The sequence below is a fragment of the Shewanella scandinavica genome, from assembly GCF_031932065.1.
Lineage (GTDB): Bacteria > Pseudomonadota > Gammaproteobacteria > Enterobacterales > Shewanellaceae > Shewanella > Shewanella baltica.
Map to the genome: position 1 here is coordinate 46,305 of NZ_JAUOES010000023.1, position 16,339 is coordinate 62,643.

Sequence of the window (16,339 nt, forward strand, 5' to 3'; positions counted from 1 at the left end):
AGTAATTGAAAATTTAGCAGCGGACTCATTTTAAAACGGAGTAAATAAGTCATGTTAAAGCACTGGCTACAGGCTTAATAAATCAGTTCACCTATGGGGTTAAGCAACTTGCTTAGGCCTTTGGTAAAATGCAGCGGCGCATCTAACACTGTGTAGCATAAGCAACCGTCAACGGTTTTAGGTGAGTGGTGATGTTGGCTATCGAGCACAATAAAATCACCTGGCACATAGTCACCGTTAAGATCCGAAAACGCTCCCGCTAACAATAGGGTTAACTCATAGCCCTTATGGGTATGTTGGGGGATTTCACCTTGCGCATCTATGTGTAATAAGCTCGCGCGGGTGTTCATTTCATCGACATCAAAACGCATGCGACTGACTTTGCCTAAGATTTGCCAAGGACGGGCCAAATGCTGGCGAAACACCGACGGTACTGTGTAATGCTGTTGTTTTACTTGAACATCCAGAGGAGCGTTACTAGGCACATCCGTTGCCGCAGGTTGAGCCATGATTTGCGCCAGCATAGCGTCAATATCCATCACTGGTACATTAGTAGCTTGAGTGTTTTCAGCCTCAATATGCGCAGTGTGAATCGACTCTTGGTCTGTATGATTTGCAGCATGAGCATGAGCGCCATCTGGATTTAATGCTGAATTGGCGGCTTGCTCTGTTAATAGGGCAAGTTGCTCACGACACGTCTCACATAACGCGCAATGCGCTGATACCGCGATGGCCATAGACAAAGGTAAGTCCCCATTCGCATGGCTCACGAGTAATTCTGGTTGGGGATGATGCTTAATCATTGTGTGTCTCCAAGAAACTTTTCAACTTTTCTAGCCCGAGTCTTAATCGTGACTTTATGGTGCCTATTGGCACCTTGAGGGCATCGGCTAACTCTTGTTGAGTGAGTTCTTGCATGTAAATACCTTGCACGACTTGTCGTTGCGCGAGGGGAAGGGCATCAAGATGTTGGAGGAGTTTCGCCGTCAATTTATGATCAGTGAGTGTGTCTTGAGCCATGGTTGCATCGCACAATGGCCAAATATCATCGCCAAAGGTATCTTCTTTATTGTGTTGTACTCGTCTCAGCATATCGAAACACTGATTACGCATTATGGTAAACACCCAAGTTGTCACTGAGCCTTTTTCAGCATTGTACAGGTGGGCCTTAGTCCACACGCTGGTCATAGTTTCTTGAACTAAATCCATGGCTAAGCCTTGTTGATTCAGTCTTTGCAAACCAAAGGCGCGGATCTTGGGCATAAAATGCTGGAATAAGTGCCCAAAGGCGGCTCTATCACGCTTATCTGCTACTTGAAGCATGAACGTGATTAAAGCATCTGCTTGAGGCTCGCAGGTTTTAACAGCGGAAATGTCGTTATCCATAGCCGAATGAGTCAGAGACGTGATAGGGCCATGATACCGATTTTGCCTGCTTTGTGATTGAATATTTTCCATTATTTTCGCTCTTATCCCAGTCATTAGTCCTGATGTTGACATCAGTAACGACAACATTGAGAGGCTTGATTCGTTTCTGAGCCCAGTTTTACTGTCAAACTATCAATCAATACGGACTGGCTTAAATAAAGGATCATTCACAGGGCTATTTTATCACGGCTCTCAATAGGTCTCGGGTCATAATATGATCTAAGGCATTAATGCAGGTGTACTTTTCGGAGGCTTGCACGGGTAATATTTCTAGCCAGCGTTGGCAGACCCAAGCAATATCCTCGAACTGTTCCGCTTGGTAGTGCTTGAGATGTTGCGGATATTCCTTGATGATATTTTGTAACATTTGGCTCAAGTAACGCTCATCGGTCGCAATACGTACAGCAGGCCAATTGTCGATAAAGCTAACATCGCCGCGCTTTAATCCATCGTCTTCGACACGGATTTCATTGAGTTTAAAGCGCTGCGCACCTTGAATACTGATCCCTAAAAAGCCATCGGGTAGGGTTTCAAAATCAATAATATGCACTAAGGTGCCTATGGGCTGAATAGTTTTACCATCCTCTTCGAGCATACATAAGCCGAATCCTTCGCCTGACTTTAACGATTCGGCGACTAAACGCTTATATCTAGGTTCGAATACCCGCAGTTGTGTGTAACCTTCGGGCAATAAACAAATGGGTAGTGGGAAAAGAGGTAATTTCATCGTGGCCTCTGGTGAACTTATGTTCCTATCATTACGTACCATAGTGGCAGTTCGATCAGTAAAATTATTCAACAATAGTTTACCCATATTTAGAGGATGGCATGAAATTAAATCCATTTGAAAAAAAGCTCGTTCAGCATCCAATACGTTTTTGGCTACAAAATCATCTCGAAGCGCCTTTACTGACTTCTATGATGCCTAAACCTATGGCCCGCTGCGAGCGTGCATTAGAAATCGGCTGTGGGTTTGGTAATGGTATTCAGTTGATCCGCGAGCATTTTGGCGCAGGACATATCACGGCCGTGGATATCGACCCCGAAATGGTTGCAGCGGCACAGTCCCGTTGGCAAGCTCGGCCGCAGGGCTTAAAAGGGCTGAGTTTCTCGGTTGCCGATGCTTCTAGTCTTCCCTTTGCCGATGGCGAGTTTGATATGGTGTTTGATTTTGCCGTATTCCACCATATTCCAGATTGGCAGGCGGCCATTAAGGATGTTGCAAGGGTACTGAAACCAAACGGTTACTTTGTGATAGAGGATTTATATCGCGCGGCGATTTGTAATCCATTAAGCCGACGCTTATTTGAGCATCCACAGCAAAATCGGTTTAATCACCGCGAGTGGTTACTTGTGCTGCGTCAATCGGGGTTTGAGATAATCTGCGACAGAAATGCCTTGGATCTTGCGGGCATGGTGCTTGCCCAGAAAGTGCAGCGTTAGGCGACAGTGTCGCTGACCTAAATTGAATATGCGTTTTGAATGGGTTGAATATTCGCGCTTTTGCGAGAGTGGTTGTAATTTTTAGATAAAATAGACTCACGGCATGGTTCTTCATGGGAGTTTACCGCTATAATTTGAGCTAATCCGTCGCATGTGAGGAAAGGATTTTCCTCAAGAGTAGAGAAGCAGCATTATGGCAAACGTACTTGCAACCGTAGATCAGCGTACCAAACTCGTGGGTGAGAACCGCCTCGAGTTGTTGCTCTTTAGCATTAATTCCACGCAGTTATTTGCCATCAACGTCTTTAAAGTTAAAGAAGTGGTCAAGCTTCCTCCCCTTAATGCTATGCCTGGGAGTCATCCTCATATTTATGGTGTTGCTAATATTCGCGGCATTTCTATCCCTGTGATTGATTTACGTTCGGCGATTGGGTTTAAACCTTTACCGCCGGATGATGATGCCAATATGATCATCACAGAGTATAACCGCAGCGTGCAGGGCTTCTTAGTCGGCAAGGTTGAGCACATTATCAACATGACATGGAGCGATATCATGCCGCCGCCGAAAACGGCGGGGCGCAATAATTATCTGACGGCAATTACCCGCATCGAGCACCAAGGCAAATCGCAACTAGTGTCGATTATCGATGTAGAGAAAGTGCTAGCTGAGATTATTCACTACGATATTAGGCTTTCTGAAGGTGTGCTCGATGAAACCTTAGTCCATGAAATGCCAGGCAGAAAAATCTTGATCGTGGACGATTCATCGACCGCAAGGCGTCAGGTGCGTGAAACCTTAAGCCAACTAGGTATAGAAATCATTGAAGCCTCGGATGGCTTGCAGGCGCTGACGTTATTACAGAAATGGCGTGATGAAGGTAAGCAAGTGTCTAAAGAATTACTGATGATGATTACCGATGCCGAAATGCCCGAGATGGACGGCTACAAACTGACCTCTGAAGTTCGCGGTGATAAAGCTATGTCAGATCTATATATTACCTTGAATACTTCACTGAGCGGCAGTTTCAACCATGCCATGGTTGAGAAGGTCGGTTGTGATAAGTTTATTTCTAAATTCCAGCCGGATTTACTCGTGGAAGTGGTACAAGAAAGATTAAGACAAGTAATCAATCACTAAGCATCTTGAGATTCTACCTATCGGTGATTGGCCTTGTGTTGGTCATCGGTAGGCTCAGCGCTTTTAATAATTGCTTTTAATAACTGTTTTAAATATGGCCTGTTTATATCAGACTTTTAATATCAGCCATTCAATCGTCACCTTTCCATCGATTCTGTGCAAATCCTACCAAATTACCTTTTTATTTAACGCTCGATTACGAGGCGAATTCGGCTTCTACATCTTGTAATACTTGGCGTTTCATTTCTTTGGCGGCGGCGATATGGATGCGGGCGAGTCGTAGGGCGTAGTTAAATCTTGCTCGGCCGACGAGGCGCACCAGTTCGGCAAAAAACTGCGGGTCTAAGGTGAATTGCGTCGAGTAGTACTGGATTGCAGCATTGACTGAGTTAAAGGTCACGCCATCAAATTCGAAACCTGCGTTATAACCTTGGTCGTCAATTTCTTCGCCTTCTAATACCAGTGGCCAGCCGGGTGCATTGATACGGTCGCGGGCAATCTGGTACATCATCCAAGCACTTTTCTTAAAGCCTTCAAACACTTTGCAGGAAAATTCAGACTCGGCAAGTTCTTCTTCGGTCCAATTAATCCCAATCGCGAGGTGTTTTGCATAAATGCGCATCAGTGCATCTTTGACGGCCATACGACAATCCCATATTGAGCTCAAAGGATGTTGTTTGGCTAATCGTAAGCATTCGCTGCAGGCGGGCACGGCTAACGAAGGATGTGGCGTATGTGTGTGGGCAATATATTCGAAGCGTTGATTGCTCGGTTCGCCGCAAAACCAACAGGTATGACGTTGGTCGAAGGGAATATCGATAAGCGGGATAGCAGACATCAAGGAATGAGCACCTCAGTCCTTGATGTCATTAATGGCATATTGAAGGGATTAAACCTCTTCAACATCAACCAAATCTTTTGCTAAAACAATAGGATCAAGTTCAAGGCAATCTTCATCAGTCTGCCAATCCACACCGATCAACACACCATCGTCGTTGAGATCCGACACCCAATATTCCAGAAATTCTTCTAATGAAATAGCAACGGGTTGGTAGTCGTGCCATTCGTCGCTGCAATGGGATTTTGCAGTGGCTTCACTTGACCACAATGGCATCACATCTGTGTCTTCAAATTCTGAAGAGTCACAAACGACCCAGCCTTCGCCAGTTTCATCCATTAGACCCCAAAGCGTCTGATGTTGTTTTACATTTTTGATAAAGCCAGCCAAAGCCGCATTGATTTCAGTCATGATAGGTCTCTTTGATGTGTGCTGTTAACTTATCCATTATACGGTAACATGCTGCGATACCAAGGGATTCTTTGTTAAGATTTTTCTTGTGTTGGATAACTGAGCAATAAGCCGGTGCCACAAGGTATTTATGGCGATAAGGATTGTGTTACGTGTCGCTATGGGTCAGGATTATTGGCAATGATAAGCCTTGATGCAGTGTGCTTTACTGTTCAAGTGTGACTCAGATAGAGGCTTTCCGTGGGGGAGAAACATGTCTTCTATACCCTTGGCCGTTAAAGGTTTTTTTGTAGTAGAACCTTTAACTCGTTATGCCAAGGTGAATATCTCTCTAGGGCAATGCCTTCTCGAAGAAGGAAGATTGTCGTGTTTAGCCACAGCAGTGTGATTACTGTGTCATTGTTGTGAAATCAAATATTGGAGTTGTTGATTTGATTAAAATTAAAGGGTTAACTTATCTGTTTGCGAGTATTGCCGCCTGTGTCAGTCTGAGTGCCTGTTCCAGCGTGCCAGCGGCGAGTGCCAGTTCCAACACTAGCGCAAGTGCTAACGCAGTCAGTAGCAACGCAAGTGGCATAGCCGCAGAAGCCAACCCAATGCCCGATATCAGTGCTAGCGTACAAGCGAATGCCGAGGCATTTCCGAGTTGTTTGACTGGGCTACAAGCGCGGGCGCGCACCGAAGGGCTGTCAGAGGCGACGATTAACTCGACCATTGCAAATTTGAAATTTGTGCCTCGGGTGATTGAGCTCGATCAGCAACAACCTGAATTCAGCCAGACCTTCGATAATTATTTCAGTAAGCGCGCCACCGAATGGCGCGTCAATGAAGGCCGTCGCTTACTGAAAAAACACAGCGTTTTACTCAATCAACTAGCTAAAGAATATGGCGTGCCGCCGCAATATATCTTGTCTTTTTGGGGGCTTGAAACTAACTATGGTTCCTATAAAGGCAAGATGTCGGTATTAAATTCGCTCGCGACCTTGGCCTGTGAGCCACGCCGTAGCAATTATTTCACTATAGAATTGATGCAAGCCTTAAAGCTGAAAGAAAAGTATCAGTTTGATGATGACACGATGGTGGGATCATGGGCTGGCGCCATGGGACACACGCAATTTATGCCGTCGGCCTACGCCAAATATGCCGTTGACGGTGACGGCGATGGTAAAGCCGATTTATGGAATAGCACCACTGACGCGCTGACTTCCGCCGCGAACTTTTTACAGCACTTAGGCTGGCAGCGAAATGAACGCTGGGGCCGTGAAGTCTTATTACCAAAGGATTTTAGTTACAGCCATTTAGGGGCAAAGCAGCCCTTGGCCTTATCTGAGTGGGCTGCGCTCAATGTCACGCAAGCGAATGGTCAACCTTTGCCCGCCGTGGATATTCAAGCCGCGATGTATTTGCCAGCAGGCCATACAGGGCCTGCCTTTTTAGGCTATGAGAACTTCAATGTGATCATGCGTTGGAATCGCTCCGAGTATTATGCCATCACAGTGGGGCATCTCGCCGATCGCATTAATGGTGGCTTACCTTTGACAGTGAGCCCGCCAGAACAGCCACGCTTAAGTCGCGAGCAAGTTAAGCAATTGCAAGCAAAACTGAATGAGGCCGGATTTGATGTTGGCAAGCCAGATGGCGTGTTAGGGCGTAACTCTGTGGCAGGATTGCAAGCCTTTCAACGGAGCAAACAGATGATTGCCGATGGCTTCCCAAGCCCAGAGGTGTTTAGCGCTTTAGGACTATCACTTTAGTTACTGTAGTTACGGTAGCAAAAGAGCGCTTGCCGCGGGTTTTGAGCGCTTTTAGGCCGGATAAAAAAGTGGAGTGAAAAGCTCAGTTTTGTTAAGCTCGGCCCACAATTGAAATCGAAGAAAATCAAAGGATATTCGATGAGCATTAAAGACGATATGGTTGTGCAGTTTAACTACACACTGCGTGACGAGAAAGGCGAAGTGATTGAGACGAACGAAGGTCGCGATCCGATTGCCTATTTACACGGTCATGACAACATGATGCCTGGTGTAGAAAACGCGATCAATGGTAAAGCCATCGGTGAAAAATTCACTGTGACTTTACCTGCTGCCGAAACATACGGTGAGCGCGTAGCGGATGCTGATGCGCACCAACGTGTGTCGGTTAAGCACTTATTGGGCGCGACTGCGTGGAAACCGGGTATGACTGCTGTGGTCAATACTGACCAAGGTCAACGCCAAGTGACTATCGTTAAAGTGGGTAAGTTTATGGCGACTGTGGATGTCAACCATCCATTAGCGGGCCGCGAACTGACATTTGATATCGAAGTCGTTGGTGCCCGTGACGCGAGTGATGAAGAAATCGCCCACGGCCATGCCCATGGCGCTGGTGGTCATCACCACTAATTTTCAGGCTTCGGACTCGTCTTCGAACTTGGCTTTTATCTGACTCAATGTGAGATGAATATAAGTTCAGTATGAGTTGAATGAATCGAGGCAGAAGATTGAATAGCAAAAGCCCAAACCTAGGTTTGGGCTTTTTGTTTTTATGGCGCTAACGGCTAACGGCTAACGGCTAACGGCTAATGGCTAACGGCTAACGGCTAATGGCTAACGGCTAACGGCTAACGGCTAACGGCTAATGGCTAACGGCTAATGGCTATGTTCATGCTCGAGTGGTTTGTCGGCAAACATCATATCTAGGCTTGCTTGGGTTTGTGGATGATAGCCGCTGCGAGCCTTAAGATAGACGCTCTTGGCCCAATCGTATTGATTTGTGCTTGCAAGCTTTTGGTATAACGGCACGATTAAGCGCATGCGGCCAATATGGGTTAAGTGTTGTTTTAATGCGGGTAGTACCGCGTAATAGCCGTTGTCTAGGGCGAGCGAATACCATGCAAAAGCAATTTCACTGTTGCCTGTGCCCGTAAAATGGAACGCCTTATCCAGCTCGGCAAGCTTGGTTTGGTCTAGATTGACTCTTGGCATTTCGTTGATAAACCTTAACCACTGGTGCACTGTCCAAGTGTTGGTTTTCAACTCGCTTGCGCTAAGTTTACCGTCGAGCCAAGTTTGGCTTTGGGCATCGACATCATCGAAGGCGTGGGAGTTGGGCTGCACCAAAAATGATGGCAAACCTTGCCCTTCAATCCAAGTGTCCACTTCAGCCACACTGACCACATTGGGGTATTTGTTTAATAGATTCAAAGATAAATACTCACGGAACTGCGCCGTGGTAATGCTTTGAAATGCAAAATGATTGAAGTAGTTTTTTACAAAGGCATCGAAGCGCTCGCGGCCAAATTTTTGCTCTAAAAAGAGTAAAAACAACTGGCCTTTCACATAAGGGACACCGCTGAAGGCCTCGTCGGGTGAGCGCTTTCCAAGATCCACATGCAACACTGAATCGCTAGGCGTGAGTTCTGCAAGCTCGGCAAGCAGCTCTGAATAGCCGATGGTTTGCTCCATCAGCGCTCGGTCGCGGCCGTAGAGATCTTCCATAATGCGATTCTCTACATAGGTCGTAAAACCTTCATTAAGCCAGAGATCGCGCCAAGTGGCGTTGGTCACCAAGTTACCCGACCACGAGTGGGCAAGTTCATGGGCAATTAGACTCACTAAACTTTTATCACCCGCGATCACTGTTGGCGTAATAAACGAAAGCCGTGGATTTTCCATCCCGCCGAAGGGGAAGCTTGGCGGCAAAATAAGCAAGTCATAACGTCCCCAACGGTAATCGCCGTAACGTTTAGCGGCGATTTTGATCATCTCCGGCGTGTCGGCAAATTCCTTGTTGGCTTTGTCGAGGATTTCTGGCTCAGCCCAAATGCCTGAGATGTTGTCTAAAGGGGCGAACTTTAAATGCCCGGCTGCAATGGCGATTAAATAAGCTGGGATCGCCTGCGGCATAGTGAATAGGGTCTGCGTGCTCGACAGGGTTTTACGATCGGCACTCATGACCACTGTAATGGCTTTATCGGCAGTTATCGTCGCGCTATAGGTTTGGCGTACGGCTGGGGTATCTTGCAGTGGGATCCAGCTGCGAGCATGAATCGCCTGACTCTGACTGAACATAAAAGGTAACTGTTTACCTTGGGTTTGCTCTGGAGTTAACCATTGAATACCGGATGGATTATTCGACGTGTGGTAATTGATTTTAACTTTTTGGGTATCTTCATCGGCAAGTTTGATGGTCAGCGCCGCGCCTTTTACAGTGTCCGCTTTGGCTAAGGTGAAGGGCACGCTTTGCCATTTCCCTTTTGTATTCAAAGCACTCACACTGTTAATCGTCAGATCTCGAGTATCTAAGATGAGTTGTTTCCCCGCCTTATGCCAAGCCAAATCGAGGATGGCTTCACCGGATAAGCGGTTTTGCTTAAAATCGACGGCAAGGGCTAGTTCAACATGACTCACGCTGACGTCAGTGTAATTGGCGTAGGTCAGTGCATCTTGGTTCTGCTGCGTCTGTGCTTGTACAACAGTGGCAGTCGGTTCAGTGGCTAACGTATTAGGAGCGCTATTGGCATCAGTGCTAGGAAGGAGTTGCAGCGCAAAAAGTAGGGCGCTGCTCAGGACAGTACGGCGAAGTGAAAGCATTATTTAACAGCCTAATGATGAAGTATTTTAGTTCGAGTTTGGGCCGATAACAGCCTCAATGCTGCTTGGTTTTCTATCGGCTCTATCTATATAGGGCAAAAGTTTACCTGATAATCCACTGGATTTGTTATCTCACTGTTAGCTCAAATGTAATCAAACTTTAATGGCTCGTATGCCGGCAAGGAAATGCCATCGGTAAAAGACCACAAGTTTGCTATGATGTCGGCGTTTTCACATAGGGCGGTTATCAAAATGGTGTTAGATTTTTCGCAGGGTAAGTTAATCGTCACTGAGTTCGAAGTGCAAGTGCGGCTCAATGTTGCCAGTATCGTGCTGCAAGCGAGTGCTGAGGATATCGGTTTGAGACGTCAGCCACCTATGTTAATCGCCGATGGTGGCGGTGTGCGTTGGAGCTTAGTGTTGGACTCAAATGCCCAGTTACGGGCGATTCAAGATGTGCTGGGAATGGATGCGGAATAAAGTACGCCTGCGTTGTGCAGAGTGGTTAACTTATAGATTTATCATCAGTTTTTAGTTGATGAGTGTTTAATATCGAATTGGGAATTTTTAGAATGTCAGTTTCTCTTGAGCGTATTGTCGTTGAACCTAAGACGCCTGCTACAGCCGTGGTCATTTGGTTACATGGATTAGGGGATTCGGGTGCCGGATTTGCCCCCGTAGTGCCTGCATTAGGCTTACCTGCCGATCATGCTATCCGGTTTATTTTCCCCCATGCACCGGAGCAAGCCGTGACCATCAATGGCGGCTACGTCATGCGCGCTTGGTACGATATTAAAAGCATGGATTTGCACGACAGAGCTGATATGCAAGGCGTGCTTGAGTCGGAGAAAAGGGTTGCTGCATTAATTAACGAACAAATCGCGGCGGGTATTGCGAGCGAGCGTATCGTATTAGCAGGATTCAGTCAGGGCGGAGTCATGAGTTTATTCTCTGGACTGCGTTTCCCCGAGCAACTTGCAGGGATTATGGCGCTGTCTTGCTATTTACCTACGGGCGATGTATTACCCGCTGAATTAAGCGCAGCGAATCGTAATACACCCATATTACAGCAACACGGTCTACAGGATGATGTCGTGCCACTATCCGCTGGAACATTAGCCAAAGAAGCCTTAATTACGGGCGGTTATAATGTGGTGTGGCAGACTTATCCTATGCCACATTCAGTGATCCCTGCACAGTTAAAAGAGATTTCTAAGTGGTTATTACAGCGATTTGAAATGTAGAGAAGTCTAATTGCTGATAAAAGCAGCATGCGGTAAATTGAAAATTGCCCATGCTTGTTTTTTTATGGGAACAATCACTGTTTTCTGTAATGTTTTCTAAGTCATTTATACTGAACGATTTAAATTAATTTATTTCATTTTTATTTTTAATTCTCTAAATATATAGAAATCAGTCATTCAGCTTATTTTTTATATGAAACAAATCTGTCTTAAAGCGCCCGCGAATTCCCCTATAAATGTCAAGTTTTTAATAAAAATGACACAATTTATCTTTATTCTTTGTTATTATCCGTGACGCTGAACTTGATGGAGTTCACGGCAATCTTTCTATGATAAAATAATTAAAATCAAGGGGTTGATGTAATGAGACATATGCTTATTAAAGGACTAGTTGCAACTGCTGTTGTCGCTGCGCTTACGGGTTGTAATAATAGTGATGACGATAAAGTCCCAACAACGTGTGCTGAAGCGGGAAGCGCTTGCACAACATTTACCGTTTTACACACCAATGATAACCACGGCCGTTTCTGGGAAAACAGTGACGGTGAATATGGTATGGCTGCACGTAAAACCTTAATTGACAGCATTCGTGCAGAAGTCAGTAAGAATGGTGGTCAAACATTACTGCTGTCAGGTGGCGACATTAATACCGGCGTACCAGAATCGGATCTACAAGATGCGATCCCAGATTTCACGGGTATGAATAAAATTGGTTACGACGCTATGGCTGTCGGTAACCATGAGTTTGATAATCCATTATCCGTTGTTGATATGCAGCGCCGTCTTGCAGAATTCCCTATGTTAGCGGCGAACATTTACCATAGAGATGTGGATGGCAATCCGGGGGAACGTTACTTTGATGCTTATAAGGTATTCGATATAAACGGTCTAAAAGTCGCGGTAATTGGCTTAACGACCGAAGATACGGCTAAGATTGGTAATCCAGAATTCATTAGTGGCCTGAAGTTCACCGATCCAAAGACTGAAGTCGCTAAAGTGATTAAAGAAATTAAAGACGCCAAAGCGGCCGATATTATTTTCGCTACCACGCACATGGGTCATTATGCTGACGGCCATAACGGTAGTAATGCCCCTGGTGATGTGGCTATGGCTCGCGCACTGAAAGAAGGCGATTTGCAAGTGGTTATTGGTGGTCATTCACAAAACCCAGTGTGTATGGAACCAGGTACTGACAACAAAGCTTACGCTGACTTCAAACCAGGCGATGAGTGTGCTCCAGATAAACAAAATGGTACTTGGATCATGCAAGCCCATGAATGGGGTAAATATGTTGGCCGTGCAGATTTTGAATACTTTAACGGTGAACTTCATTTAGCAAGCTACAAGCTTGTGCCTGTGAATATGCGTAAATTGGATGACGCAGGCAAGAAGACTGCTGATTTAGCTGGCACTAAGATTGAGCCTGACGCTGAGTTAAAAGAGCTGCTGTCTTACTACCAAGAGAAAGGTCAAGCTAAGTTAGACGAAGTCATAGCAACTACGGATGCTCTGTTAGATGGCGAGCGTGCAAACGTTCGTAATAAGCAAACTAACTTAGGCCGTATGTTAGCGATGGCGCAAAGTGATAAAGTCAAAGCCGATTTTGGCGTGATGAACTCCGGCGGTGTACGTGCCTCTATTCAACCTGGCAATATCACTTACCGTGACGTGCTGACTGTTCAGCCATTCGGTAACATGGTGACTCTGAACGAAATGACAGGTACTGAAGTTGCGGCTTATTTAGGCGCGGTAGGTAGTATTCAAATTGGTTCAGGTGGTTATGCACAAATCACGGGCGTGAAAATGACCATTGACTGCGTAGCTAAGACTGCCAATATCAGTGTCATCAATGGTGAGAACTTCAGCCCAACAGGAACTTATAAGTTCACTGTACCTAGCTTTAACGCTGCAGGTGGTGACGGTTATCCTAAGCTAGAAAGCCCAATCCAAACGGGTTTTGTTGATGCTGATTTACTCTATTCTTTCTTGAAAGAGAAACAAGCGATTAAAGCTGCTGACTACAGTCCGATAGGCGATATTGTTTATGAAAACTCAAACAGTGTTGAAGGTTGCCAACTTTAAGTAATCGAAAACTACTTAGTGTTTAAATAAAAATGCCACTCAATAGAGTGGCATTTTTTATATTTGATGAAGTATAAAATAATGCTCAATAATTATTGGTGATACATTTAGATTTATTTGTATCATTTAAATGTATATCACTGCATTCGTTTACGATTGAATTAATTTGTATCAAGCCATTTTTTTAATTCCTTTAATTGGTATTAATTTCTTAATGGCATGATGTATATCAACTTTTTAATTGCTGTTGACGATTTTTCATACATCAGATTGTGTATCAATTTGTTTTATTGTGGAATAAATTTGTTTTAATAGTTGACTTGAATGTAGCGTATTAACATTATCTCTACAGCGAAATAGAGTTCGCTGGTTAAATATAAAAATAAAAACATAGGGTTTTATTTACCTCAAGGAGAGATTAATGCGCTATTTAAGTTTGACGGCCAAAGCCGTTCGTACTAGTTTAATTACTGCGGCGACAAGCAGTGTGGTTTTTTCGGGATTAGGTTTTTCTGCAATGATAAATGCAGCAGAAGAAAATACCAAAGTTGAACGTATTGAAGTGACGGGTTCTCGTATTAAACAAGTTGATATGGAAACCGTTTCACCCGTGACTGTCATCAATGCTGCAGATATTGCTATGACAGGTGAAAAAACCGTTGCTGACGTATTAAATAACTCTGCGATAAATAGCTTTGGTTCTTGGCGTGGTATTTCAGGTTATGGCTCTGGTGCAAGCTCAACCAGTAATGTCAATTTACGCGGTTTAGGATCGTCTGCGACCTTAGTGTTATTAGATGGACGCCGTATGCCAGGCACGAGTTCGAGCTCTGGCTCAGTGGCGGATACATCTTCTATCCCTATGGCTATCGTGGAGCGTATTGAAATTCTGCGGGATGGCGCTTCAGCAGTCTATGGTTCCGATGCGGTGGCGGGCGTGATAAACATTATCACTAAGAAAGAGTTTGAAGGTTTTCAGCTTGATTACAGTACAGAGCAACCAAGCGTAGAAGGGGGCGATGCTAACCGTTTATCGCTTGCAACTGGCTTTAATACAGATAAAGGCAATATCACTCTCACCTATGAATATTATGATACTAAAGCGGTAATGGATCGTGATATTTGGCGAATGGATGATTCAAGTTATAGCGCCTATAGCGGATATAGCTCAGTACCAAATGGTAAATATGGACCAGGCAATGGTAGCTGGTATAGTAATTCAGATATATGTGAAAAAACGGAAAATACCATAGACTCAGGTGATGGTCGTTGTTTATATAATCATGGTAATGTGACTAAGTTATTTGGTGATCAAACCCGTAACTCGCTATTATCTAATTTCTCCTATGAAATTTCAGAAAATATTAAATTCCGAGGCCGAGCTTCTGCGTCTTTAGCTGAAACTGAAACTCGTTATGCGGGTACGCCAGTATCAACGAATACCCCAGTGATGAGTGCCGATAATAAGTACAACCCCGTTGGTGAAGAATTAGTGATTTCTATGCGAGGCGCACAACTTGGCGAGCGAGATACATTAACTGAAACTAACAATTTTGATATTCTCGGAGGCTTTGTTGGCACAATAGATTCAGGTAATGGTATCGATTGGGAATTAAATGCTCAGCATGCGACCTCAACAACAAACAGTTTTAACTACAATTTACTCAATGACAATATTATTCAGCAAGAAATAGATTCAGAGCAATATGATATTTTCAATACCTCTGGAATGAGTTATGAGCTGTGGGACCAACAGATGACAGATCTGTATCGCAAAGCTGCACATACTGGGGTTTATCAGGGTAAATTTGAAAGTACTCAATTGGATGGTCTTGCTTCGACCTTACTGCTCGATGACGGTGATTTTTCGGTCGCTATGGTTGGCGGTCTTGAATATGAAATGATCAAGTTTAAGCAAACCAGTGATCCAGAATCGGCCGCGGGTATTATCTCCGGCGGTTCGGGTGGTGATGATGTGGACGCCACGCGTGACCGTAGCGCCGCTTATTTGGAACTCCAAGTTGGCTTACCTGCCAACGTTGAGTTCTCTGCCGCGGTTCGTTACGAGCGCTATGAGCAGGAAGGCTCTCTGACTGGGCCTCAAGGTGAAGTGGTCAACTCATCGACCTTCGATGCCGTGGTGCCTAAATTTGGTTTGAGCTGGCGCCCAGTGGATAGCTTGTTACTGCGTGCCAGTTACGGTGATTCGTTCCGTGCGCCAAATATGAGTGAAATGTTCTCGTCTCAATCCTTGAGTTTTGAGAAGGCGGTGGATTCCCTATGGTGTAATGAACCCGGTAACGTGGATGCCATATATTGCGCTACCAATAATCAGCATAAAACTTGGTTTGGTGGTAACCCAAACTTAGAGGCTGAAGAGGGTAACTCGTTAACCTTTGGTGGTGTTTGGAATGTCACTGATGCATGGAACTTGGAGTTATCTTATTACTCAATCACCTACGACAATAAAATCGAGTCGATCGATGTAGATGATATTCTGCGTGATGAAATCAAGAATGGATCGTCTCCCTATGTGACCCGTGGTCCAGATGGCAAGATTGAGTATATTGAGGCGGGAATACGTAATTTAGCCACAGTTGAGACCTCTGGTATCGATTTTGTAACGGCTTATAACTTAGAGACAGGTTTTGGTGATTTCAATTTCAAACTGGATTTGACTCACGTGCTTGATTTTAAGAAGCAGGATAATGCCGAATCAGAGATGATCGACTACGCAGGAACGACGGACTCACCCGATTGGCGTGGCAACTTTGCGACAAGTTGGAAATACGATGATTTCTCTGCAGCATGGACAGTCGTCTATATTGGTAGTCAATCAGCAAGTTATTTCAACGAGTTAGAAAAAACTGACCGTTATGTCGATTACGATAATTACTTTAAACACAATATCCAATTTGGTTATACCCATGCTTATAACGGCTCTATCACAGTAGGGGTGAATAATGTGTTTGATGCTGAAACACCAAACTATTATACCTACGCCGATTATCGCGATGTGAATGTGGGTTTATATGATGTGTTAGGTAGAACGTATTACCTGAGAATAAACCAGAAGTTTTAGGTTGTCCGCCCTCCCTGGATAACTCAAACCTCCGCTTGCGGAGGTTTTTTTGCTTATTTTTTTGCTTATTTTTTGCCTACTTATTAGGCTGCTTACCGGATG

Annotated in this window: 15 protein-coding genes; 9 read left to right on the forward strand and 6 right to left on the reverse strand. The window is 44.8% G+C overall.

What is annotated here, in order from left to right; all coding sequences use genetic code 11:
• Positions 1-74 precede the first annotated feature (74 nt).
• From Q4Q50_RS17495 to Q4Q50_RS17505, 3 genes are all read right to left on the reverse strand, one after another.
• Positions 75-803: a ChrR family anti-sigma-E factor gene (locus tag Q4Q50_RS17495; RefSeq protein ID WP_311900437.1), complete on the reverse strand. Its 729-nt coding sequence runs from the start codon at positions 801-803 to the stop codon at positions 75-77.
• Positions 796-1,458 (reverse strand): sigma-70 family RNA polymerase sigma factor, encoded by a 663-nt coding sequence (locus Q4Q50_RS17500; protein WP_311900438.1) that lies wholly within the window; start codon positions 1,456-1,458, stop codon positions 796-798. The genes Q4Q50_RS17495 and Q4Q50_RS17500 overlap by 8 nt, the downstream gene beginning before the upstream one ends.
• A gap of 145 nt (positions 1,459-1,603) precedes the next feature.
• On the reverse strand, positions 1,604-2,155 hold the full coding sequence (locus Q4Q50_RS17505) for an LON peptidase substrate-binding domain-containing protein (protein ID WP_311900439.1): 552 nt from the start codon (positions 2,153-2,155) through the stop codon (positions 1,604-1,606).
• Between the two features lie 101 nt (positions 2,156-2,256).
• Here Q4Q50_RS17505 and Q4Q50_RS17510 point away from each other — a divergent pair, with 101 nt between their 5' ends.
• On the forward strand, positions 2,257-2,871 hold the full coding sequence (locus tag Q4Q50_RS17510; RefSeq protein ID WP_311900441.1) for a class I SAM-dependent methyltransferase: 615 nt from the start codon (positions 2,257-2,259) through the stop codon (positions 2,869-2,871).
• A gap of 193 nt (positions 2,872-3,064) precedes the next feature.
• Positions 3,065-4,009 (forward strand): chemotaxis protein CheV, encoded by a 945-nt coding sequence (locus Q4Q50_RS17515; protein WP_106650828.1) that lies wholly within the window; start codon positions 3,065-3,067, stop codon positions 4,007-4,009.
• A gap of 196 nt (positions 4,010-4,205) precedes the next feature.
• Here Q4Q50_RS17515 and Q4Q50_RS17520 read toward each other — a convergent pair whose 3' ends face one another.
• Both Q4Q50_RS17520 and Q4Q50_RS17525 read right to left on the reverse strand, forming a co-directional pair.
• Positions 4,206-4,847 (reverse strand): hypothetical protein, encoded by a 642-nt coding sequence (locus Q4Q50_RS17520; RefSeq protein ID WP_259571776.1) that lies wholly within the window; start codon positions 4,845-4,847, stop codon positions 4,206-4,208.
• 51 nt (positions 4,848-4,898) lie between these two features.
• Entirely contained in the window at positions 4,899-5,258 is a 360-nt protein-coding gene (locus tag Q4Q50_RS17525) for a DUF2750 domain-containing protein (RefSeq protein ID WP_006082098.1), read from the reverse strand.
• A 253-nt stretch (positions 5,259-5,511) separates the two neighbouring features.
• Here Q4Q50_RS17525 and Q4Q50_RS17530 point away from each other — a divergent pair, with 253 nt between their 5' ends.
• The 3 genes from Q4Q50_RS17530 to Q4Q50_RS17540 all read left to right on the forward strand — a co-directional run bounded on the left by Q4Q50_RS17530 (position 5,512) and on the right by Q4Q50_RS17540 (position 7,639).
• Positions 5,512-5,646 (forward strand): hypothetical protein, encoded by a 135-nt coding sequence (locus Q4Q50_RS17530; protein ID WP_259580676.1) that lies wholly within the window; start codon positions 5,512-5,514, stop codon positions 5,644-5,646.
• Positions 5,647-5,689: 43 nt separating this feature from the next.
• Positions 5,690-7,012, forward strand: a complete 1,323-nt coding sequence (locus Q4Q50_RS17535; RefSeq protein WP_311900442.1) for a lytic murein transglycosylase — start codon at positions 5,690-5,692, stop codon at positions 7,010-7,012.
• Between the two features lie 138 nt (positions 7,013-7,150).
• The gene (locus Q4Q50_RS17540; protein ID WP_006082096.1) at positions 7,151-7,639 is read left to right on the forward strand and encodes an FKBP-type peptidyl-prolyl cis-trans isomerase; all 489 of its coding nucleotides are present in this window, start codon (positions 7,151-7,153) and stop codon (positions 7,637-7,639) included.
• Positions 7,640-7,885: 246 nt separating this feature from the next.
• Here Q4Q50_RS17540 and Q4Q50_RS17545 read toward each other — a convergent pair whose 3' ends face one another.
• Positions 7,886-9,829 (reverse strand): M1 family metallopeptidase, encoded by a 1,944-nt coding sequence (locus Q4Q50_RS17545; RefSeq protein ID WP_311900443.1) that lies wholly within the window; start codon positions 9,827-9,829, stop codon positions 7,886-7,888.
• Between the two features lie 252 nt (positions 9,830-10,081).
• On the opposite strand from Q4Q50_RS17545, the gene Q4Q50_RS17550 reads away from it, so the two are divergent.
• The 4 genes from Q4Q50_RS17550 (at position 10,082) to Q4Q50_RS17565 (ending at position 16,237) form a co-directional block, all read left to right on the forward strand.
• Positions 10,082-10,309 (forward strand): DUF3389 family protein, encoded by a 228-nt coding sequence (locus Q4Q50_RS17550; RefSeq protein ID WP_006082094.1) that lies wholly within the window; start codon positions 10,082-10,084, stop codon positions 10,307-10,309.
• Between the two features lie 92 nt (positions 10,310-10,401).
• Entirely contained in the window at positions 10,402-11,073 is a 672-nt protein-coding gene (locus Q4Q50_RS17555; protein ID WP_006086183.1) for an alpha/beta hydrolase, read from the forward strand.
• 363 nt (positions 11,074-11,436) lie between these two features.
• Complete coding sequence (gene ushA, locus Q4Q50_RS17560; protein ID WP_311900445.1) at positions 11,437-13,155, forward strand: bifunctional UDP-sugar hydrolase/5'-nucleotidase UshA; 1,719 nt, start codon at positions 11,437-11,439, stop codon at positions 13,153-13,155.
• Between the two features lie 421 nt (positions 13,156-13,576).
• Complete coding sequence (locus tag Q4Q50_RS17565; protein WP_311900446.1) at positions 13,577-16,237, forward strand: TonB-dependent receptor; 2,661 nt, start codon at positions 13,577-13,579, stop codon at positions 16,235-16,237.
• The last annotated feature ends 102 nt before the right edge of the window (positions 16,238-16,339 follow it).